Raw genomic sequence first — 19,425 nt, forward strand, 5'->3', positions numbered from 1 at the left:
CCATCTGAGGAGATGTATTATGTCTGTTTGGAGAAAACTTGTCACCGCTGTAAAAGGTGGTGTTACTGAGGCAGCAGAATCCGTTGCTGATAATCAAGCGATCCGCATTCTGGAGCAGGAAATTCGCGAAGCCAAAGAAGAGCTACGCAAATCCGATCACGCTCGCACCCAAATTTTAGCCAAGTGCAAACTAGCGCAGCAAAAAGTAGATGGCTTGAATCAATCTATCGCTGAGTATGAAGAGCATGCCCGCAAGGCTATCGATACTGATCGCCAACTGGCTTTAGACTGTGCTCAGCGTGTTACTGAGCTAAGCGAGCAATTACAAACTGAGCAAACTTACCTTGACCAGTTCAAAAAGTCTGAGGTACAACTAGCTAATAATATCAGTCAGGCTAAAGCAAATTTGCGTCGTCTGGAGCAGCAAGTGGATATGGTAAAAGCCACGGAATCGGTGCAAAAAGCGCAGGTGGCCGTATCTTCCCGTCACTTAGGTGCTAACAGTAAAATGAAGACGGCAACTGAATCGCTGGACCGCATTCAGAAAAGACAAAACCTGAGAGCCGCTGAGTTAGAAGCCGCTGAAGAGCTGGCCGCTGACGAAAGCACCGATGACCTGGAAAAACGACTGCAGGCAGCAGGTGTAAAAGGCGGTAACAAATCAGCAGAAGATGAGTTAAGTCGAATTTTAGGAAAATGATACATAAAATACGCAAAGTATTAATGCGTTATTTCACGCAAATGCGCTGGCACACTATTGTGCTGGCGCTTTTGCTTTACGGTGTAAGCAGTTGGTGGTTTATGCAACTGGCCGGTGAAACAGCGCTGTTGAACCCAACCGATTTTATTTACTGGATGGTAGTAACTGGTTCCACCGTAGGCTATGGAGATTTCTCTCCTGCTACCGAAGCGGGTAAATACGTGGTGGCCCTATATATCATTCCTGTCGGGCTCAGTATCTTTGCGTTTATTTTAGGTCGAGCAGCCGCGTTTGTTTCCGAACAGTGGCACAAAAAAGCCAGGGGGTTGAAACCAGTGCATTTGACAAATCACATATTATTAATCGGCTGGAATGGTGAACGCACCATGCACCTGTTGCGTTTATTGTTACGTGAACGAGAGTACGCCGGAGATGATCAAGCCATTGTCCTGTGTGTTAAGGTCGACGTAGAAAACCCATTACCCGGCCAGATAGAATTCGTAAAAGTCACGTCTTTTAATCAAGATGAAGACATGAACAATACCAGTATCGATTCTGCCGCCACGATTATCGTGGATAACCCGCAGGACGATCTCACCATGACCACCAGCTTATATGCCAGCCATCGCAACCCAAATGCTCATATCCTGGCCTATTTTCAGGACGAGAGCCTGGTGAAATTGCTTACGGAACATTGTCCCAATGTAGAATGCATGCCCAGCGTTGCCGTAGAAATGTTAGCAAAATCCGCCTTCGATCCCGGCTCCAGTAAACTGCACTTTGACTTGCTGGATGTTTACGCTGGGCAGGCCCAATTTTCAGTGGCAGTGCCGGAGCTGGAAAAAGCCATTAATACCGGCAATCTGTTTACTGAATTTAAAAAACAATACGATGCTACCTTGATAGGACTGGCAAAGGCGCAAGATTTAAAAAATATTGAATTGAATCCGGCGTCCGATTCTCAGGTTGGCAGTGGCGATAAACTTTATTATATCGCCGATAAACGCATTACAAATATCGACTGGCAGGCCCTTTATGTTTAGCAAACTATTCGGCAAAAAAGAACAAAAAGTCACCCCCAAAGCACCGGAAATAATGGGTTTGTATTTGGGCGGGTCATTCGAGCTGGACGCCTTAAAGCTGAAACTTATTCAACCGCAACTGATCATTGAGAATGCCGCCAGTTACCACCTTATTCAGGCGGTTGGCGAAGTAAATCTGGATACTGGCGGTAAAATTCTGCGTTTTTACACCGATGATGACGCTTTTTTGCAGGTGGTAATGGATGGCGGTGACACAGAAAATCACATCACTGACGTCAAACTCTGGTACTTTTACGATACAAAAACCGTCGGCAGCGATAGTCAGTGGCAACAGTTATTGAACAGCGAAATATCAAAACCTGACTATTCACTGGAAGGGCACGAATTTGAGCGAGTATGGGATGCTGTGGGTGAAGAATCCCCGCCAGTTGCCATGACTGAAAAAACCTTTGAAGAAGACGGTGATACCAGTACGACCGATCAATTTATAATGCTTTACGAGCGAGATTTGGGCAATGATAACGTTGAAACCTTGCTGGTTTCTGGCGAAGAAAAAATCATTAACAATAATCATGACCGTTGCCTGGTGATCAGTACCGGTTTTAATATTAATCCAGCAGATATCCGAATTAACGGCTAATTGAGTGTAGCGACAACAGGGGAAAAACAATGACAGACACCATCATGGAATCCATTGCAGGCTTGGGAAATTTCGGTATTTATTTTGCCATATCTATTGGCTTGCTGTTTGTTTTTAAATTTGTCTTTACCGCTCTGACACCTCACGATGAATGGAAACTGGTGAAAGAAGAGAAAAATGTTGCTGCTGCGCTGGGCTTCGGTGGCTCCATGGTAGGTTTTAGTATTGCTTTGGCAGGTGCCGTATCCAACTCAGCGAGCCTGGTAGATTTTGTTGTTTGGGGTGTAGTGGCCATTGTTGCCCAAGGGATTGCGTTTGCGTTGTTGCGCTTTACCTTTATGCCTAAAATCGTGCAGCGAATTGAAGACAATGAAGTCTCAGCGGGTGTCATGCTCGCTGCCATGCAGATCTCTGTGGGATTGTTGAACGCCGCTTGCATGACCTATTAATAGGAGGCTCTGATGTCATCAAAACCTAAGTCTGGTCACAAACGCTCAACTGATCTGAATACAGGCCAGTTTCGCAAACAACATACACTTAAGCCGCTATCACTAGGTATCGCGTCGGTATTTATCGCTTCGGCTTGCAGTGATAATCGTCAGGAAGCCATGGTGTTCACCAGTTTAAACGATTGTCAATTCCAGCTTCCGGATTACGCAGCCCAGTGCGAAATGGCATATCAAAAGGCACTTGCAGAAGCGGCTGAAACCGCTCCTAAATACAATTCCCGCTCAGATTGTGAATACGAGTTTGGCTCAGACCAATGTGTTGTCTATCGCAATGATTCCGGCAACAGCTGGTTTATGCCGCTAATGGCGGGCTATATTATTCGAGATTTATTGGAGCCGCGTCGTTATTCGCAGCCGCTTTATACCTCGTACTCCCGTTATTCCCCCTATCGCTATCGCTGGATCACCGCTAATGGCTACGATTATGGCGATTTTCGCAAGCGAGAATTACGGGTACCCAAAACCTATACCAAGCCTCCTGCGGTTAACCGTACTATCAATCGAGGCGGTTTCGGCTCTTCGGTGCGAGCTAAATCCAGCTGGGGCAAGAGCAGCAGCAGTAAGGGCTGGGGCGGATAGCGCCCCGGTCTGCATCGCGCAGATACACGCATTCTGTTTAGATTATGATCCGGCTACCTACCCAGCAACGGCCAAACTGGCGCCAACAGGCTGATGAATTTGGCTTTAAATTTCATACAATGTACGGCCAGCCCTATTGGGACGAAAGCGCCTATTATCAGTTTACCTTGCAGCAAATTGAACAGCAGGTCGAAGATCCCACCGAAGAACTTCATCAAATGTGCTTGCAAGCCGTAGACAAGGTAGTTCGCGATGACTACTGGTTGCAAAAGTTCAAAATACCCGAGCCATTCTGGCAGAGCATTGCCGATGCCTGGCGTGATAAAACACCATCCTTGTATTCCCGTCTGGACCTGGTGTTTCACAAAGATAAACCGGTCAAATTACTGGAAAACAACGCCGATACACCCACCAGCTTGTACGAATCGGGGTTCTGGCAATGGCTGTGGCTGGAGGATATGGTGAATGCGGGAAAAATCAGCAAAGCGGCGGACCAGTATAATTCGTTGCAGGAGAAATTAATTGCTCAATTAAAAACTATTCAAAACTGGTATAAGGCAGAGACTATCCACTTTGCCTGTTGCAAAGACACGGATGAAGACCGAGGCACAGTGCAATATTTACAGGATTGCGCCAGCGCGAGTGACATCAACAACAAATTTGTTTTTATCGAAGATATTGGCCTTGCAGATACCGGCTATTTTACCGATCTTGAGGATAACGCCATCGCCCTGATGTTTAAGCTCTACCCGTGGGAGTTTATGATGCAGGAAGAGTTTGGTACTGCCATCATCGAATCGCCTACCCAATGGATTGAACCCATGTGGAAGGCAGTATTGTCTAACAAGGCTTTGCTTCCCTTACTATGGCGGATGTTTCCCAATCATCCTAACCTGCTACCCGCCTGGTTTGAAGAAGACCTGGCTAAAGCAGATGAAAACAAGCTAGTGAAAAAACCCTTGTTTTCTCGTGAAGGCGCCAACATATCCGTGATTGAAAATGGCAATGTTCGCCACACCGTCGATGGCCCTTATGGTAAGGAAGGTTATATCTACCAGGCATGGTATCCACTGCCACAATTCGGTGACAACCATACCTTAATCGGCTCCTGGTTAGTGGATGATAAACCGGCAGGTATTTCCATTCGCGAAGATACGCAGCCTATAACTCAGGACCTATCTCGTTATTTGCCGCATATTATTTTGTGACATTTTTTCACAGGTCAGTACATCTATTCATGACACAATTACGTAACCAGAAGTCTATTGAATACAATTCAGGAATCCCACTTTGAGCGCACGTTATAGCCTCGAGCAACAGCTTAACTTTACGCTACGATTGTTTGCGTTGTTAACGGTACTGGAGCTGCTGAACATGGTTACCGGGCGACAACTCAATCACCTGGCGCTGATCCCTCGTGAGCTGGATGCGCTGGGCGGCATTTTCATCAGTCCTTTCCTGCATGGCAGCTTGATGCATTATGCCTCGAATATCATCCCGATTTGCCTGTTTAGCGTCTTGCTTATGCAATACGGCCGCAAAACCTGGTGGCAAGCCAGCGCCTTTATCCTCTTGGTCACAGGGCTGTTAGTTTGGCTATTGGGTCGTAACGCCTATCATCTTGGCGCGTCTGGAATGGTATATGGTTATTTTGGCTTTTTACTGTTTGCTGGCTTTATCAGTCGCAGCATAAAGCTTGTCGCCATATCCTTGTTGGTGGGCTTTTTTTATGGGGGATTAATTTTTGGTGTATTACCCATGAGTCCTTATATTTCATGGGAGTCGCATCTTTTCGGTTTCCTTGTGGGTATTGCGGCAGCCCGCTTATTTGTGAAGAAAACCACAAGTTAAACGAAACGGCTGCATCGAAGCCCCCTGACGGGTTATAATTCAGTTAGCATCACACATAAAGTATCACATGAATCAAACAGACAATAAGCAAATGAAAGACGCGCCAAATACAGATGGTACGTTGAAAACAAAGCCCAGTCAGCCACAACAAGGTGGTTTTTTCGGGAATCTGGTGTTTAACATCATTATTCCCACTTTGGTGCTCAGTTATCTCAGCAAGCCTGAGTACCTTGGCCCCGCAATGGGCATTGTGGTGGCACTTGCCTTCCCGATAGGCTACGGTATCAAAGACTTGATATCCTCAGGTAAAATCAACCCCTTTTCAGTACTGGGTATCATCAGTGTGTCTCTGACGGGTGGCTTCAGCCTGATGGAGTTAGATCCGAAGTATATCGCCATCAAAGAGGCGGCAATTCCCGCCATTATTGGCCTGGCAGTACTCGTAAGTAACCGCACACAGTACCCGCTGGTGAAAACCTTTATCCTCAATGAGCAGTTGATCAATATCCCTTTGTTAAACAGCGCTTTAGAAGCAAAAAACAATCTCAAAGCCTTTGAGCGCAAGGTAGCGCAAAGCTCCATGATAGTTGCGGCTTCGTTCTTTTTATCGGCTACTTTGAATTATATTCTGGCCAAGGTACTCCTGGTCAGCCCGCCGGGAACCTCAGCCTATAATGAAGAATTGGGTAAGATGACCGCATTGAGCTATCCGGTTATTGTTATCCCGAGCATGATTGTATTGTTTATCGCACTTTGGTTTTTGTTTAGTCAAATGAAGAAACTCACCGGACAAGACATCGAAACCTTTTTAAACGATCCTCAGCAGTCTGATAGCAAGCCGTAAATCCCATACTTTAAGCGGTCTTCCACTTTATTTCAGGAGCGTTTTTATGCTCCTGAATATCTATTCCCCTTCCCTGACTAATCACTTACTGAAATCTGCTTTTCCAACATTTTTAGATATTTTGTGGTCAGCTCTTCCACTACACCCGTTTCGATAAATGTCGCAATTTTTTTACTGAGGAAGTCGGAATACTGACGACATGGCGAAGATATGGTAAAAGGCAGATACATTGGCTCTGAACTGATGAAATTGGACGAATAGGTAATTTCATTGGAAAACCCGCCTTTGGCAGCTTCCGCAAGTCCGGGATTCAAGCCATAGATCACATAATCCACTCGTTCATTAACCAGCATCTCAAATAGCTGCTGTATGCTCGAAGCACTATAAAACTTGAGATTCTGCTGCGCAAAACTGTCAAACTGTTCACCGAACTGATGACCCAATGGTCGCGCTCCGGTATAGGCTCTCAATTGGGACCAATCATCGATATCTATTTGATGGCCATTTTTAAAAAATATAGCAACGGGATCCTGCATAAATGCTGGTTCCACATATTCCAGATATTCGTTGCGCTCCGTTGTTTGGTAAGGCCCTGCTAGTAAATCAATTTTACCTGTTCTGGCGCTGTGTTGGGCGCGTTTCCAATTACCCACATGCATAGCGTCTAGCGGGATGGATAATTCACTAAAGGCCATTTCCAGTAACTCAATAGCTACGCCCCGCATTGGTGTTGCACCGTGAGAGTCGATCCAGGTGATCGGCGGGTAATCGGGATTGCCAGATATGACTATTTTTGTGCACTCTTGCGCCCCCTGGGAAAGCATTGGCATCAAACAAGCGATAAAAAGAAATCGTTGTAGTCTATTCAAGAAGGAAAAAAACGCGTTATTGTCACCGGATTCACTGCAGTTTAGCCTCTGAATTCCGGCTTTTACATGACTATTGTTGAGTCCTGAGAAATAAGCAACTATAGCCTCCATTAAGCAAACCGTGTGTCAGATTAAAAACCTGTCGCTAAAAATAAGCGCATAGTGATAGTATCCCCATAAGATGAACACCTAGCTCAATGAGATAACAAGAAGATAACTATGAACAAGTGGTCACACAAAGCCCTCATTCTCACGGCACTTTTCACAATCGCGGGTTGTTCTGCAACTGCTGAAACGCCTGCTCTGCCCTTTAAGCAAGAAAAAGTATTATCCTACGACCCCATTGTCGCAGAAGTTAATCGATTGAACGCCAAATATGGCGTATCCAACGTTTTAATTGTTCTGGATATCGACAATACCATTCTCACCAGCTCGGTTGATCTAGGTGGTGATGTTTGGTACCAGTGGCAACGGGGAAAACTGGACATAAAGCCCACGGACGAGCAAAAAGTGGCTTGCCTGTTCGAAGATTCCATTGGTTTACTGTATGAGCTTGTACCCATGACCCTCACAGAGAGCAATGTGGTAGAGATCATTAAGCAATGGCAAACAGATGGCAATACTCTCTTTGCCCTAACCTCTCGCGCGCCAAAGTACAGAGCAGCTACCGAACGTGAGCTATACAACAAGGGAATTAACCTTGAAGCGACAGCGCTAGCACCAATCGGACAACCGGCCCCGGTTTACCGCGAAACGGTAGGTCGAGAACTCAGCTACATGAAAGGGGTTATGATGACTTCCGGCATGAACAAAGGCGATATGCTGGAATACATATTACAAAAAACCGATAGAAGTTTTGATGCCTTTGTATTCGTGGATGATTCCAAGAAAAATATTGTCGACCTGTATGAAAAGTACAAAGACAACAAGGATATCGACGCTAATATTTTTCACTACGTGCATATCGAGCATCAAAGGGAAGAAACCTTTGGTAAGATTATCACCGAGCAGCAAGCGCTGAAGATGGATAATGATTGGAAATCCCTTAACGAAACACTGAACAGCCTGTTTCCACAGAGAAAGCTAACTGAGGGCTGTTTGAGTTCTGGCGATTAATAAAGTGTTTTAGCACTAATTATATGAAGGTATGCAAGGTCGAACACTGTCTTCGACCTTGCCTGTAAAAGATAATCACAAACTTCCGGCTACACGCTATTTTTTGCGTCCCGTATTGCCACCGATGGTTTTATTCATTCCCATCTGACGTTCTTTGTGAGCGACGTAACTGCGCTGATGCTGCATCAAGTTCACCAGCTCCGCCTTGTTATCTTTGATCTTTTCTTTATCCGATTTGGTCACTCTGGATTTAAGTGCATCTTTGCCAAAATACTCAGCAACACTGACGCCAGTCCCCACAGTTTTTTGAGTAATGGCAGTCGCTTGCCTGGTGGCGTTGAGCGCTCCCATTCCAGCTTCTATACCCTTTTCAATGCCAATATCAACACCCATCATTGCGCCACCCGCAACCGCGGATATAGCTGTGCTTTTGGCAGTGGAGTTACGAGTGCTTTGCATTAAGTTAGCTTTTTCCTGGGCGATATGACTGTCAAACATATTCATTCCGGAAGCATCATCTCTGACATTTCCTTGATAGGAGCTTCTGGCTTTCTCATAAGCACCAGTAGCAGCAATACCAGCTAAAAGTTTTGTTCCTTTGGCGCCAGCCTTGATCCCCACCCCGACTTGCGGAGCAATTAAACTCACTCCAGTACCAATATGGTTGGCCACCGTGGCACCTTTTCTGACGTTGATCAGGGTATCACCAGTGCGCTCTGCGGTAACAGCTCCTTTGTTTAACCCTTCCATACGAGACTGCATTGGCATCAAAGTATCTTTTTCTGCTCTTATATTCTTGCGCTCAGCTTTTTCGGTTACAGCTTTTTCAGCACGCGTCTGTGCTTTATCACCAATACCCAACAGATTCACACCTTGTAAGGCCTGACCAGCCTTGGAGTTCCAGGCTTTAACCGACATGGAAGAGGCCTTACCTCTCATGCTGTCAACGGCCTGAGCCCCACCGGAATACATATTCATTTTATCGTAGATAGCGACACGCTGGTCACGCAACTTGGTTGCGCTATTCTCGTGAATTTCCTGACGACCACGTGTCAATGCGGCATTCAAAGCAAGCCTACCCGACGCCCCAATTTTGTTGAGCGCAGCATTTGTCCTGCCGGTATTCTGAGTCGGCTTAATAACACCACCCGATTGGCTGGCCCCACGGCCGACGTTTGGCGGCTTATTACTCATGATAAACTCCAATAATCTGCGTAAAAAAACGCATTTATGAGCTAATAAAATTACCGCTTAAAACTCAGACAGGCAAATTACACCACATCAGTTTCATAAATAATCACCAAAAAACACGCCAAAATTCCATCGCAATGCTGAGTATGCAGAAATAAATCCACACTGCTAAACGCCACAACCTTTTTAACTCGATATTGAAAAGCTAACACTTCGGTTTCTTTAATTAAAAAACTTGAGTTTATTGGAGACTCACCTATCTACTTCACTAATAAGTTGATTTTAAAGAGAATGCTTTAAATGGATTTTGTTAATGTATTACCGGGGAAAATATTAGTATTAGTAGTTGCTTTACTGATCTTTCTTATATTTGTAGTGGCATTTATAAAACTCGTGCTATGGAGCAAAAAAATGCCGAAGGGGGCCTATTTGTTCCTGGCGTTTTTTCCCCTTATATCTCTGTTTCCTATCCCGCCACAAGAAATAAAAAAGCTGGAGCGGATAAAGCAAGAACGGATTAACGAAGAAGACGAAAGCGGCAAAAAGAATCGAGATTCGAAGGAACACTGAAAAGGCGATTTCAGATCAAGTCACTTTCTTTTCAGTAGCCACCAAATAAACTCCCAACATCACCAGTCCGGTTCCCAGTAAATGCGCCAGGCCGAAAGGCTCCTGCAATAAATACACAGCTGATAACGCTGTCATAATGGGCCCCAAACCACCGAGGATACTGGTTTGTTGTGGACCAATTCGGCTTATTGCAGCGGCGATCAATAGCGACGGGATCACTGTACACACCAAGGCCAATATCAAGACATGACCATATACAGGCCAGGGTAACCCTGAGATTGTCACATCGCCAATCAAGCTTAGGTGTCCGCCTACGCAGATTGAAGCCACCAGCATGGCAAAACAGGTAAATTGCTGCGAGCCCAGTTTGGCAATGCCGCTTTTGCTCAGAATTAAATAGCCGCCAAAAGCAGCAGCACTGATAAGTACCAACGTGCCTCCCCACAAAACATCCAACATATTGTTTTGGATCTCAACACCCAGTACCGTGAAGATACCTAGCCAGGTGGCGATTAAGGCGAATATTGTGTTTTTACCAGGCATGGTTCGCCAAACCAACCAGCTGAATAGCATCACAAAGCCCGGATAAGTGTATAAAATCAAGCGTTCCAGCTGGGCGCTGATCAGCTCCAGCCCCTTTAAATCCAGCAAACTGGCCAGGTAATAACCCAGCACCCCAGAAGCCAAAATGGTCCACTTATTAGTATTCAGTGTTTGCAGCGGGATAGGTTTCCGCCAGCACAAAAACGCCAGGATGATTAAATAAATCGGGGCTGAAAAAAGCATTCTTAACGCGATGACTTGATAGGCATCAATTTCGTATTGATATGCCAGCTTAATCACAATGGACTTAAAGGAAAAAAGTACCGTACCTAACACAGCTAACAAAATACCGATTTTGCGTTGACCGGATACGGGGTGATTCGGGGATATCATGGCAGTCCGTTGTGACGAAGGATAAATGCAGCATCAGAATACCAATTTCGGCATTAAATCCAAATACGGATATGGCATAGTATATCTATTCCTGAAAACAAGCAGAGAATGTGTATGTCTGATTCAAAGTCGCTTAGAGGTGACTCTGCACCAGCACCAAAGCCACAACAAACGCAAGAGGAATGGTGGCGAGGCGCGGTGATTTATCAAATTTATCCCCGCAGCTTTTACGATGCTAACAACGACGGCATTGGCGATTTACAGGGCATTACCGAAAAACTAGATTACATAAAATCTCTCAATGTGGATGCCATCTGGTTATCTCCTTTTTTTACTTCTCCAATGAAAGACTTTGGTTACGACGTCAGTAACTACCGTGATGTAGACCCCATCTTCGGCAACCTGGAAGATTTCAAAGAGTTATTAAAATCGGCCCATAAACTGGATATAAAGGTCATCATTGATCAAGTGCTCAGCCATACCTCTGATCATCATCCTTGGTTTCAGGAAAGCCGCCGAAATACTCACAACAGCAAAGCGGATTGGTATGTATGGCATGAGCCGCGCTCCGATGGCACGCCCCCCAACAACTGGCAAAGTGTGTTTGGAGGCTCATCCTGGCAATGGGATAGCCGACGGCAACAATATTACTTGCACAACTTTTTGGTGAGTCAGCCCGATCTCAATTTCCACAATCCCGAAGTACAGCAACAAATGCTTGATGAGATGCAATTCTGGCTGGATTTAGGAGTGGACGGGTTTCGTCTGGATACCGTGAATTATTATTTTCACGATGAAGAGCTGCGCAATAATCCGGGACTAAAACAAGACATACGCAAGCTGTTTAACCCTTACGACTTTCAGCGTCATTTATATGATAAAAACCGTCCTGAAAGCATCGATTTTGCCAAACGCATGCGCCACCTGGTGGCGCAATACGACAATCGAATGTTGGTGGGTGAAATTGGTGATAAACATGCTGAAAAATTGATGCAAGACTACACAGGGGATGGCGACAAACTGCATACAGCCTACAGCTTCAGACTGCTCAACAAAGAATTTGGTGCCGGGTATTTTGCCTCTGTTTTAGCCCAACAAGAATCACTACTCAATGACGGATGGCCCACCTGGGCTTTTAGTAATCACGATATCACCCGTGTAGCCAGTCGTTGGGCAGAAGAGTCCCAAAATCCTAAAGCCTTAACCGAAACCTTATTGGCATTGTTGTTTTGCCTACGTGGTAGCGTTTGTTTGTATCAGGGAGAGGAGTTGGGCTTACCCGAGGCTGAACTTGAGTTTGAGCAATTACAAGATCCTTGGGGCATTACTTTCTGGCCTGAGTTTAAGGGCCGAGATGGATGCCGTACCCCCATGCCCTGGCAGCAAAACAAGGTTAATGCAGGTTTTAGTGAAGTCAGTCCTTGGTTACCAGTGGCTGAAAGTCACTATCCACTAGCCGTGCAACAACAAGAAAGCGATAGCGACTCAAGTTTACATTTTACCCGTCACTTTCTGGCATTCAGAAAAACTCAGCAAGCTTTGCAAAAAGGCGAGATAAAGCATATTCAGGCGCAAGAGCACCAGTTGAGCTTTGTGCGTCTTTGCAAAGACACTCAGCCTTTAACCTGCTGGTTTTGGTTAAGTGATGAGACTAAAGAGCTTAAAGTGCCAGACAATTATACACTTTTGCGAAGTTACAATTGCGATTACAACGACGACAAAATCATATTTCATGGTGCGGGTTTTGTACTGTTACAGCAAGATGATTGAGGAAGTGATCGAAACAGGTTAATCACGGCGTATGACATTGAACGATGTTTAGCTAAGCTTATATTAACTCCAACTTTTCAAAGGCCAATATGTCAGAAGATCAGCACATTTTATTAAAAGGACTTACCATCGCAGATTATCAACAGGTTAAAACCGTGATGGACGAAGCTTACCCGGATTTAGGTGGTGCCTGGCCCAGACATACCCTGGAGCGATTATTAAAGCATTTTCCAGAGGGGCAGATAGGGGTATTTGAAGGTGAAACTCTGGTGGGACTCGCCTTTTCACTACGAGTAGATTACCAAAAGTTCTCAAACCCTCATACCTATGACGATATTATCGACAGCAATGACAACGTCAAAGGCGATGACAATGGTGATGCCATTTATGGTCTGGACGTGGTAATAGCTAAAAGCCACCGAGGCTTAAGACTGGGTCGACGTCTCTACGATGCCCGCAAAGAGGTATGCCGTCAGTATAACCTAAAAGGCATTCTGGCAGGCGGCCGCATACCAAACTACCACCAATATGCTGAACAATACTCTCCGCAAGAATATATCAGGGAAGTGGCCGAGCGTGCCATCTATGATCCTATATTGAGCTTTCAGTTATCCAATGATTTTCGCGTTATCAGATTGCTTCGCAAGTACATCCCTGAAGATGAAAAATCCGGTGGTTTTGCCACGCTACTGGAGTGGAACAACATTCTCTATGAACCGGCAAGCACGGTGTTTAACACACCCAAACCCATTGTGCGGGTAGGCGCTGTGCAATGGCAGATGCGGGAAGTGGAATCTTTTGAAGAACTGCTGTCCCAAGTGGAATACTTTGTGGATACTGTCTCGGATTATCAAAGTGATTTCATTGTATTTCCGGAATTCTTCAACATGCCCTTGATGGGCCTTAAAAAAGAGGTCAATCAACAAATAGAAGCGATTCACTATTTGGCCACCTACACCTCACAAATCATTGAGGCCATGTCGCAAATGGCAGTGGAATACAACGCCAACATCATTACCGGCTCAATGCCCATTTGCGAAGGTGGTGAGTATTACAATGCTTCTTTTCTATGTCATCGCAGCGGCAAAATTGATGAGCAACGCAAAATTCATATCACGCCACACGAGCGCAATGACTGGGCTTTAAGAGGCGGCTCTGAACTCAAAGTTTTCGAAACCGATGCTGGCCGAGTGGGTATTCTGATTTGTTATGACGTGGAATTTCCGGAATTAGGCCGGTTACTGGCGAGCCAAGGACTAGACATTTTATTCGTGCCTTTTTGGACTGATACTAAAAACAGCTACCTCAGAGTGCGCCTGTGTGCCCAAGCCAGAGCCATCGAAAATGAATGTTATGTGGTCATTGCCGGTAGTGTCGGTAACCTGCCGCAGGTGGAAAGCCTGGATGTCCAGTATGCTCAATCGGCGGTGCTGACACCCTCAGACTTCCCGTTCCCCCATGATGCGCTACTTAACGAAGCAACACCCAACACGGAAATGCTACTGTTTTCCGATCTAGACATGACGAAACTGAAAATACTGCATAGCGAAGGAACGGTGCAAAACCTCAAAGATCGGCGAGAGGACCTATATTCAGTTTTATTTAAGAGCAGTTAAGCGTTGCTTTCAGCCCCAAAACTCAAAAGATGCCCGTCGGGATCCTGAATGCTGAATTCCTGCATCCCGTAATCGGTCATCTTAAGCTCAGTGGGTTGAAACTGGTTAGCCACAAGTGTTTCATGCAGCTGTTCGATATTGGCGGGGTAGAAATAAAAATTTACCGACCAGCTGTTATCAGATAATGGATCGATGTGTGATTCAAGTTTTGGTGCGCATTCAGACTCAGATAGCATAAATTCGGTACCATCTGCCGCTATGATGCCCCAACGAAAATGGATCAATTCTTCCATGGGGCTCACCAATTCAAAGCCCAATGCTTGTTGATAAAAGTCCAGACTTTTAAAAATATCACGCACATTTAGCATCGGAGTCATGCGCCCCGGTCCGGTGGCCATTTAACGCTTTCCTTCCAATACTTCGCGCATTCTCTCTTGGGCACACTTGATCAGCATATCGGGCTGAAACTTAGAGATGAAGCGGTTACAACCCACCTTTTCCACCATGGCCTCATTAAAATTACCGCTCAGAGAAGTGTTAAGCGTGATAAACAAGTCCTTCAATCTGGCATCGGCTCTTACTTCCGCTGTCAGCATGTAACCATCCATCTCAGGCATTTCAGCATCAGTGAACATCATCAAGATTTCGTCGTTGATGGTTTTACCTTCATCAGCCCACTGCTTGAGTAAACGCAATGCCTGTAACCCGTCCTGGCGCTCAATAACTTCAACACCAACTTGCAGCAAGGACTCACGGATCTGCTGTCGTGCTGTTTTGGAATCATCCACAATCAGTACTTTTTTGCCAACGAGATGGGTATTCACTTCATCATCCAGGATCTCTTTGGAGACCTTGATGTCGTATGACACAATTTCTGCTAACACTTTTTCCACGTCGATGATTTCAACGATTTGTTTTTTACCCTCTAATTCAATTTGGGTAAACGCGGTAAGGTAGTTATTCTTTCCTGCACTATTGGGCGGCGGTAATATCTCGGCCCACGACAAGTTGGTAATACTTAACACCGGACCAATCAAAAAGCCCTGCACCGTGCGATTATATTCAGTGATGATCACATTTTGATTTTCACCCAACGGAGCCGGTGGCATTTTTATCGCCCTACGCAAATCAACGATGGGCACCGATAGACCGCGTAAGCTGGCAACGCCACACAAATGCTGGTGGGAGCCCGGCATTTGAATCATTTGAGGAACAGGGATAACTTCACGAACCTTAAACACGTTCATGGCAAATATTTGTTGCGAGTTAAGTTGAAACAAAAGCAACTCTAGGCGGTTTTCACCCACTAATTTCGTGCGTTGATCAACCGAGGCTAAAACACCTGACATTTAACACCCTTTGCAAAGCCCGGAAACAGGTTGGGGCTTTGTGATTAATAATTTTAAAACTTTACATCTAATGTGAAGATCCAGCAAATATGAAGCGACTTTTTTACAATTTAATACTTTAGCGATAAGCTTGCTGTGATTATTTTTTATCACTTTGAGGTTCCGGTGCTAAAATCCTGTTTAACCTTTGTTGTCATCACCGCATTTTGTTTTCCCTTGGCAGCGAAAGATGCGACGTCTACGTTAACCATGTGTATCGATCACTATCCCCCGCTACAGGTCGTATTACCCAATGGCGCAGCCACTGGTGCAAACGTAGAGGTAACCCGCCAATTTATGCAACACTTGGGCTACAAATTAGACTTTACAGCGGACACGCCTTTCAAGCGCTGTTTACAGTTGCTTAAAGAAGGCGAAGTTGATTTGATGGCGGGCCTGTTAGACTCCGAGCAGCGCCAACAGGACTACCACATGTTCCTGTATGATGACCACACGGTGAAAGCCTTCTTTATCAATAACAATGTCGATGACATTACTCATTTTTCTGATTTAGCAGGCTTAAATATTGGCGTAGTACAAGGAACACGACAGTTTGAGCAATTCGATGAAGCAGACAGCACATTCTTCACCCGTACCTATACAGACAGCTTGCCTATAGCCTTTGAAATGCTGGCAAAGGGAGAAGTCGATGCAGTAGTAAGTACTGACTACTACGGTAAGAACATCCTGGCCAGACATCCTGAGTATCGCGAAACTATCAGACAAAGTAGCTATAAAGTGATTGATGGTACCAAGGTTTATATTGCTTTATCCAGACAATCTGAATACGCTGTTGACGCCTCACGTATGAACCAAAAAGCCATCGAAATGTTTTTATCTGGAGAGTTTGAAACCTTAACGATTGAGTTTCAAAAGAACCATCACGGACTGTATTGATTCTAAATCCGGGTCAGCCTTGAAATAAATTGTGCTCTGGCCCGGTTATGTACTGCAAGCTTTATAGATTGCAGGTAGCACCATGATAAAACACCTAATCCCGATTATTTTTTGTTTGTGCAGCTTTTCGGCTCTGGCCGCCGATCCGGTACAAAGCTCATTGTTTGGCAGTGAAGCCATAGACGGCTACGATACCGTGGCGTATTGGACTGAGAACAAAGCCATTGAAGGCAAAAAGCAATTTACGTATGAGTATAAGGGGGCCAAGTGGCGCTTTGCTTCCCAACAAAACCTTGATCTATTTAAAGCCACCCCACAAAAGTACTTACCCGAATACGGTGGTTATTGCGCTTGGGCGATGTCAGATGACCGTCTGGCAAGCGTTGATGGTGAAGCCTGGACTTTGTACGAAGGCAAACTCTATCTGAACTACAACAAGCGTGTGATGGAAGATTGGCGTCAACAAAAGGCCCTATTTGTAGAGCAAGCCAATGGCTTTTATAAAGCCCGTTTTCCCAAACAGGAACAGTCCGCGCGCTATTGAGCAAATAATTGAGGCTTAATCTGGCTTACAAGCAGTGCACATCATTGGTCATATTTCTTCAACCACAAAAATGCTATCATTGTCCGTAATTTGATCTTGGTAAAGGGAATAACAGATGATGAATCGCGTGTGTTTCAGTTTAATGTTACTGGGCGTCTCCACGATAGTGAATGCCAGCATTGAAAGTACGAACACGCAAGACTGTGTGATGACATTCTTTGCTGAGGGTGATGCGACAATGACGCTGGAAGAAATTCGAGCTAAATGTCATGCTGCAACCGAAAACAAACCACAGCCAGCCAAAAACAAAGAAGTCGGCATCGCGGTTTCCGGTCCTAAAACACAACAGGCAGTTAAGCCGGGTCTTATCAGTGAGCGCATCAAAAAAGAAGCGCAAACCCAGTTTGAGCCTTATGTTATTACGCCGCATCGCATTAACTACATACTGCCTGCGTACACCACCAACGCCATTCATAAAGAGCCATACCAAGGCATTGAAGGTTATCAGGAAAACCTGGCGGAGATTGAGACAAAATATCAGTTGAGCTTTAAGGTGCCCGTGCTGAAAGATGATTTGTTCATAGAGGGCGATGCACTTTATTTTGGCTTCACCGTACAAGCGTGGTGGCAAGTCTACGCCGACAACATTTCTAAGCCTTTCCGCGAAACTAATTATCAACCCGAAATGTTTTACATGGCACCGCTAAACTGGCATCCATTTGGCGGTAATACCGGTTTCATGCTGGGTGCGGAACACCAATCGAATGGACGCAATCAAGCACTTTCCCGCAGTTGGAACCGAGTCTATGGACAGTTTTTGTTCGAGAAAGACAATTTCGCCTTATCCTTCCGCCCTTGGGCAAGGATCTCTGAGAAAGCCAAGGAGTCGCCGCTGGATCCCAAAGGTGATGACAATCCGGATATCACCGACTACATGGGTCATTTTGAACTAGGTATGTTATACGAATGGCAGGATATGGAGTTGATGGTTATGGGACGAAACAACTTTTCCACCCATAATGGCGCCATTGAGTTAGGATTGACCTTTCCCTTGTGGGGTAAACTGCAGGGATACGCCGTCGGATTTCACGGCTACGGTGAGAGCCTGATTGATTATAATCACAAACAAACACGCTTCGGTATCGGTATTGCCTTAAACGACTTATTGTGAAGCAAAAATCAAAACATAGCGCCCTTTTTTAAGGTCGCTATCAAGCAACCTGCAAATTTTAGCGCCAAAATTTTTTCGAGTTAGCTACTGACAAGTCAGAAAACAGCGAATACAATTCAAAAAAGTTATACCCTACATAAAAGCTATTTTTAACATGAATATCGCTAAAATTGATCTGAATTTGTTAGTTTATCTGGATGTTTTACTGCGCGAGGGCAGCGTTACTAAGGCAGCCAATAAACTCAGTATTACTCAACCCGCTATGAGTAATGGATTGCGGCGATTACGAGATTTATTTAACGATCCGATATTGGTGCGCACCAGTGAGGGAATGACCCCTACTGAGCGGGCACTGCAATTGCAGCCTGTTATCCGAGATGTGCTCAGTAAACTGGAAGCCACTATCCAGCCAGAGACAGAATTTGAACCCCTCACCAGCGACAGAACCTTCCGTATCATGGCCAGTGATTATGCTGAATCTACACTGCTAATGGTATTACTGGAACACTTGCAAGAGCAGGCGCCTCACATCTCATTAGATGTCATTACCCCCAGCGATGTAACCTATCATGATGTTGAACAGGGCAAGGTTGATATGGCCATCAACCGCTTCGAAGAATTGCCACTGTCATTTCATCAAAAGGTGGTTTGGTACGACAGTTTTTCCTGTGTCGTGAATGCCAACCATCCTTTTATTGCCAGCTTTGGTAAAGACCAATACCTGAAGTCAAAACACATATGGGTAAGTAAAACAGGGTTTGGTGTGGGTGTAGGTATAGACCCAAAAGAAATTCAAAAATTGGGCTGGGTGGATGCCGAGTTGCAGAAACAAGGCTGTGTAAGAAATATCAGTGTATTTACTCGTCACTATCACGTGGCCTTGCAACTCGCTAAAAAATACAACCTCATCGCAACCTTACCTAGCCGCGTAGCCAAACTTTACGGCGATGACAGTGCCGTTAAAATCATCGACCCGCCCTTTGATATCCCCCCAATTGCGCTAAAAATGGCCTGGAGTCCTCTGTTGCAACACGATGCGGGTCATATCTGGTTGCGTCGTCTGATCACTCAGGTTGCTGAAACGCTCTAACATTCACTAAAGTTATAGCAACCATAGAATGCATAAATTTTTATTACAGTCACTGGCAGGCGTAAACTGAGGGAAAATAGTTAAAAAAGCTCAAGCACCCA

General features: G+C 45.2%; 21 protein-coding genes. 16 read left to right on the top strand and 5 right to left on the bottom strand.

All coding sequences use genetic code 11. The features are described 5' to 3' along the window. The first annotated feature begins 19 nt into the window (after window positions 1–19). The 8 genes from AABA75_RS17115 to AABA75_RS17150 all read left to right on the top strand — a co-directional run bounded on the left by AABA75_RS17115 (window position 20) and on the right by AABA75_RS17150 (window position 6,166). A complete protein-coding gene (locus AABA75_RS17115; protein WP_338293961.1) occupies window positions 20–700 on the top strand; it encodes a PspA/IM30 family protein in 681 nt (226 codons plus the stop codon). Next, window positions 697–1,743, top strand: coding sequence for a potassium channel family protein (locus AABA75_RS17120; RefSeq protein ID WP_338293962.1), 1,047 nt, complete (start codon window positions 697–699; stop codon window positions 1,741–1,743). The genes AABA75_RS17115 and AABA75_RS17120 overlap by 4 nt, the downstream gene beginning before the upstream one ends. Beyond that, complete coding sequence (locus tag AABA75_RS17125) at window positions 1,736–2,383, top strand: YjfK family protein (RefSeq protein ID WP_338293963.1); 648 nt, start codon at window positions 1,736–1,738, stop codon at window positions 2,381–2,383. Before AABA75_RS17120 ends, AABA75_RS17125 begins: the two co-directional genes overlap by 8 nt. A gap of 29 nt (window positions 2,384–2,412) precedes the next feature. Next, the gene (locus tag AABA75_RS17130) at window positions 2,413–2,832 is read left to right on the top strand and encodes a DUF350 domain-containing protein (protein ID WP_338293964.1); all 420 of its coding nucleotides are present in this window, start codon (window positions 2,413–2,415) and stop codon (window positions 2,830–2,832) included. Between the two features lie 12 nt (window positions 2,833–2,844). Continuing rightward, window positions 2,845–3,471, top strand: coding sequence for a DUF1190 domain-containing protein (locus AABA75_RS17135; RefSeq protein WP_338293965.1), 627 nt, complete (start codon window positions 2,845–2,847; stop codon window positions 3,469–3,471). Window positions 3,472–3,515: 44 nt separating this feature from the next. Beyond that, window positions 3,516–4,679, top strand: a complete 1,164-nt coding sequence (locus AABA75_RS17140; protein WP_338293966.1) for a glutathionylspermidine synthase family protein — start codon at window positions 3,516–3,518, stop codon at window positions 4,677–4,679. Between the two features lie 82 nt (window positions 4,680–4,761). Further along, a complete protein-coding gene (locus AABA75_RS17145) occupies window positions 4,762–5,322 on the top strand; it encodes a rhomboid family intramembrane serine protease (protein WP_338293967.1) in 561 nt (186 codons plus the stop codon). A 91-nt stretch (window positions 5,323–5,413) separates the two neighbouring features. Continuing rightward, window positions 5,414–6,166, top strand: a complete 753-nt coding sequence (locus tag AABA75_RS17150) for a VC0807 family protein (protein WP_338294876.1) — start codon at window positions 5,414–5,416, stop codon at window positions 6,164–6,166. A 77-nt stretch (window positions 6,167–6,243) separates the two neighbouring features. Here the strand turns inward: AABA75_RS17150 and AABA75_RS17155 are convergent, their stop codons facing one another. Then, on the bottom strand, window positions 6,244–7,146 hold the full coding sequence (locus AABA75_RS17155) for a substrate-binding periplasmic protein (RefSeq protein ID WP_338293968.1): 903 nt from the start codon (window positions 7,144–7,146) through the stop codon (window positions 6,244–6,246). Window positions 7,147–7,254: 108 nt separating this feature from the next. On the opposite strand from AABA75_RS17155, the gene AABA75_RS17160 reads away from it, so the two are divergent. Beyond that, window positions 7,255–8,151, top strand: a complete 897-nt coding sequence (locus AABA75_RS17160) for a DUF2608 domain-containing protein (RefSeq protein ID WP_338293969.1) — start codon at window positions 7,255–7,257, stop codon at window positions 8,149–8,151. 96 nt (window positions 8,152–8,247) lie between these two features. On the opposite strand, the gene AABA75_RS17165 is transcribed toward AABA75_RS17160, so the two are convergent. Beyond that, window positions 8,248–9,345 carry a hypothetical protein gene (locus AABA75_RS17165; protein WP_338293970.1) on the bottom strand — a complete coding sequence of 366 codons (1,098 nt, stop codon included), beginning with the start codon at window positions 9,343–9,345 and terminating at the stop codon, window positions 8,248–8,250. Window positions 9,346–9,642: 297 nt separating this feature from the next. Between AABA75_RS17165 and AABA75_RS17170 the strand changes: the two genes are divergently transcribed. Continuing rightward, on the top strand, window positions 9,643–9,912 hold the full coding sequence (locus AABA75_RS17170) for a hypothetical protein (protein ID WP_338293971.1): 270 nt from the start codon (window positions 9,643–9,645) through the stop codon (window positions 9,910–9,912). A 15-nt stretch (window positions 9,913–9,927) separates the two neighbouring features. Here the strand turns inward: AABA75_RS17170 and AABA75_RS17175 are convergent, their stop codons facing one another. Beyond that, a complete protein-coding gene (locus tag AABA75_RS17175) occupies window positions 9,928–10,848 on the bottom strand; it encodes a DMT family transporter (RefSeq protein WP_338293972.1) in 921 nt (306 codons plus the stop codon). 114 nt (window positions 10,849–10,962) lie between these two features. Here AABA75_RS17175 and AABA75_RS17180 point away from each other — a divergent pair, with 114 nt between their 5' ends. Further along, window positions 10,963–12,618 (top strand): alpha-amylase family glycosyl hydrolase, encoded by a 1,656-nt coding sequence (locus AABA75_RS17180; RefSeq protein ID WP_338293973.1) that lies wholly within the window; start codon window positions 10,963–10,965, stop codon window positions 12,616–12,618. A gap of 89 nt (window positions 12,619–12,707) precedes the next feature. Next, on the top strand, window positions 12,708–14,234 hold the full coding sequence (locus AABA75_RS17185) for a carbon-nitrogen hydrolase family protein (protein ID WP_338293974.1): 1,527 nt from the start codon (window positions 12,708–12,710) through the stop codon (window positions 14,232–14,234). Here the strand turns inward: AABA75_RS17185 and AABA75_RS17190 are convergent. Next, entirely contained in the window at window positions 14,231–14,632 is a 402-nt protein-coding gene (locus AABA75_RS17190) for a VOC family protein (RefSeq protein ID WP_338293975.1), read from the bottom strand. The genes AABA75_RS17185 and AABA75_RS17190 overlap by 4 nt on opposite strands. Continuing rightward, window positions 14,633–15,583 carry a chemotaxis protein CheV gene (locus tag AABA75_RS17195; RefSeq protein WP_338293976.1) on the bottom strand — a complete coding sequence of 317 codons (951 nt, stop codon included), beginning with the start codon at window positions 15,581–15,583 and terminating at the stop codon, window positions 14,633–14,635. Between the two features lie 135 nt (window positions 15,584–15,718). Between AABA75_RS17195 and AABA75_RS17200 the strand changes: the two genes are divergently transcribed. From AABA75_RS17200 to AABA75_RS17215, 4 genes are all read left to right on the top strand, one after another. Then, window positions 15,719–16,519, top strand: coding sequence for a substrate-binding periplasmic protein (locus AABA75_RS17200; RefSeq protein WP_338293977.1), 801 nt, complete (start codon window positions 15,719–15,721; stop codon window positions 16,517–16,519). A gap of 82 nt (window positions 16,520–16,601) precedes the next feature. Continuing rightward, window positions 16,602–17,063 (top strand): YHS domain-containing (seleno)protein, encoded by a 462-nt coding sequence (locus AABA75_RS17205; RefSeq protein ID WP_338293978.1) that lies wholly within the window; start codon window positions 16,602–16,604, stop codon window positions 17,061–17,063. A gap of 115 nt (window positions 17,064–17,178) precedes the next feature. Further along, complete coding sequence (locus AABA75_RS17210) at window positions 17,179–18,234, top strand: phospholipase A (RefSeq protein ID WP_338293979.1); 1,056 nt, start codon at window positions 17,179–17,181, stop codon at window positions 18,232–18,234. 154 nt (window positions 18,235–18,388) lie between these two features. Beyond that, a complete protein-coding gene (locus AABA75_RS17215; RefSeq protein ID WP_338293980.1) occupies window positions 18,389–19,324 on the top strand; it encodes a LysR family transcriptional regulator in 936 nt (311 codons plus the stop codon). The last annotated feature ends 101 nt before the right edge of the window (window positions 19,325–19,425 follow it).

Origin of the sequence: Planctobacterium marinum (assembly GCF_036322805.1) — a bacterium.
Lineage (GTDB): Bacteria > Pseudomonadota > Gammaproteobacteria > Enterobacterales > Alteromonadaceae > Planctobacterium > Planctobacterium marinum_A.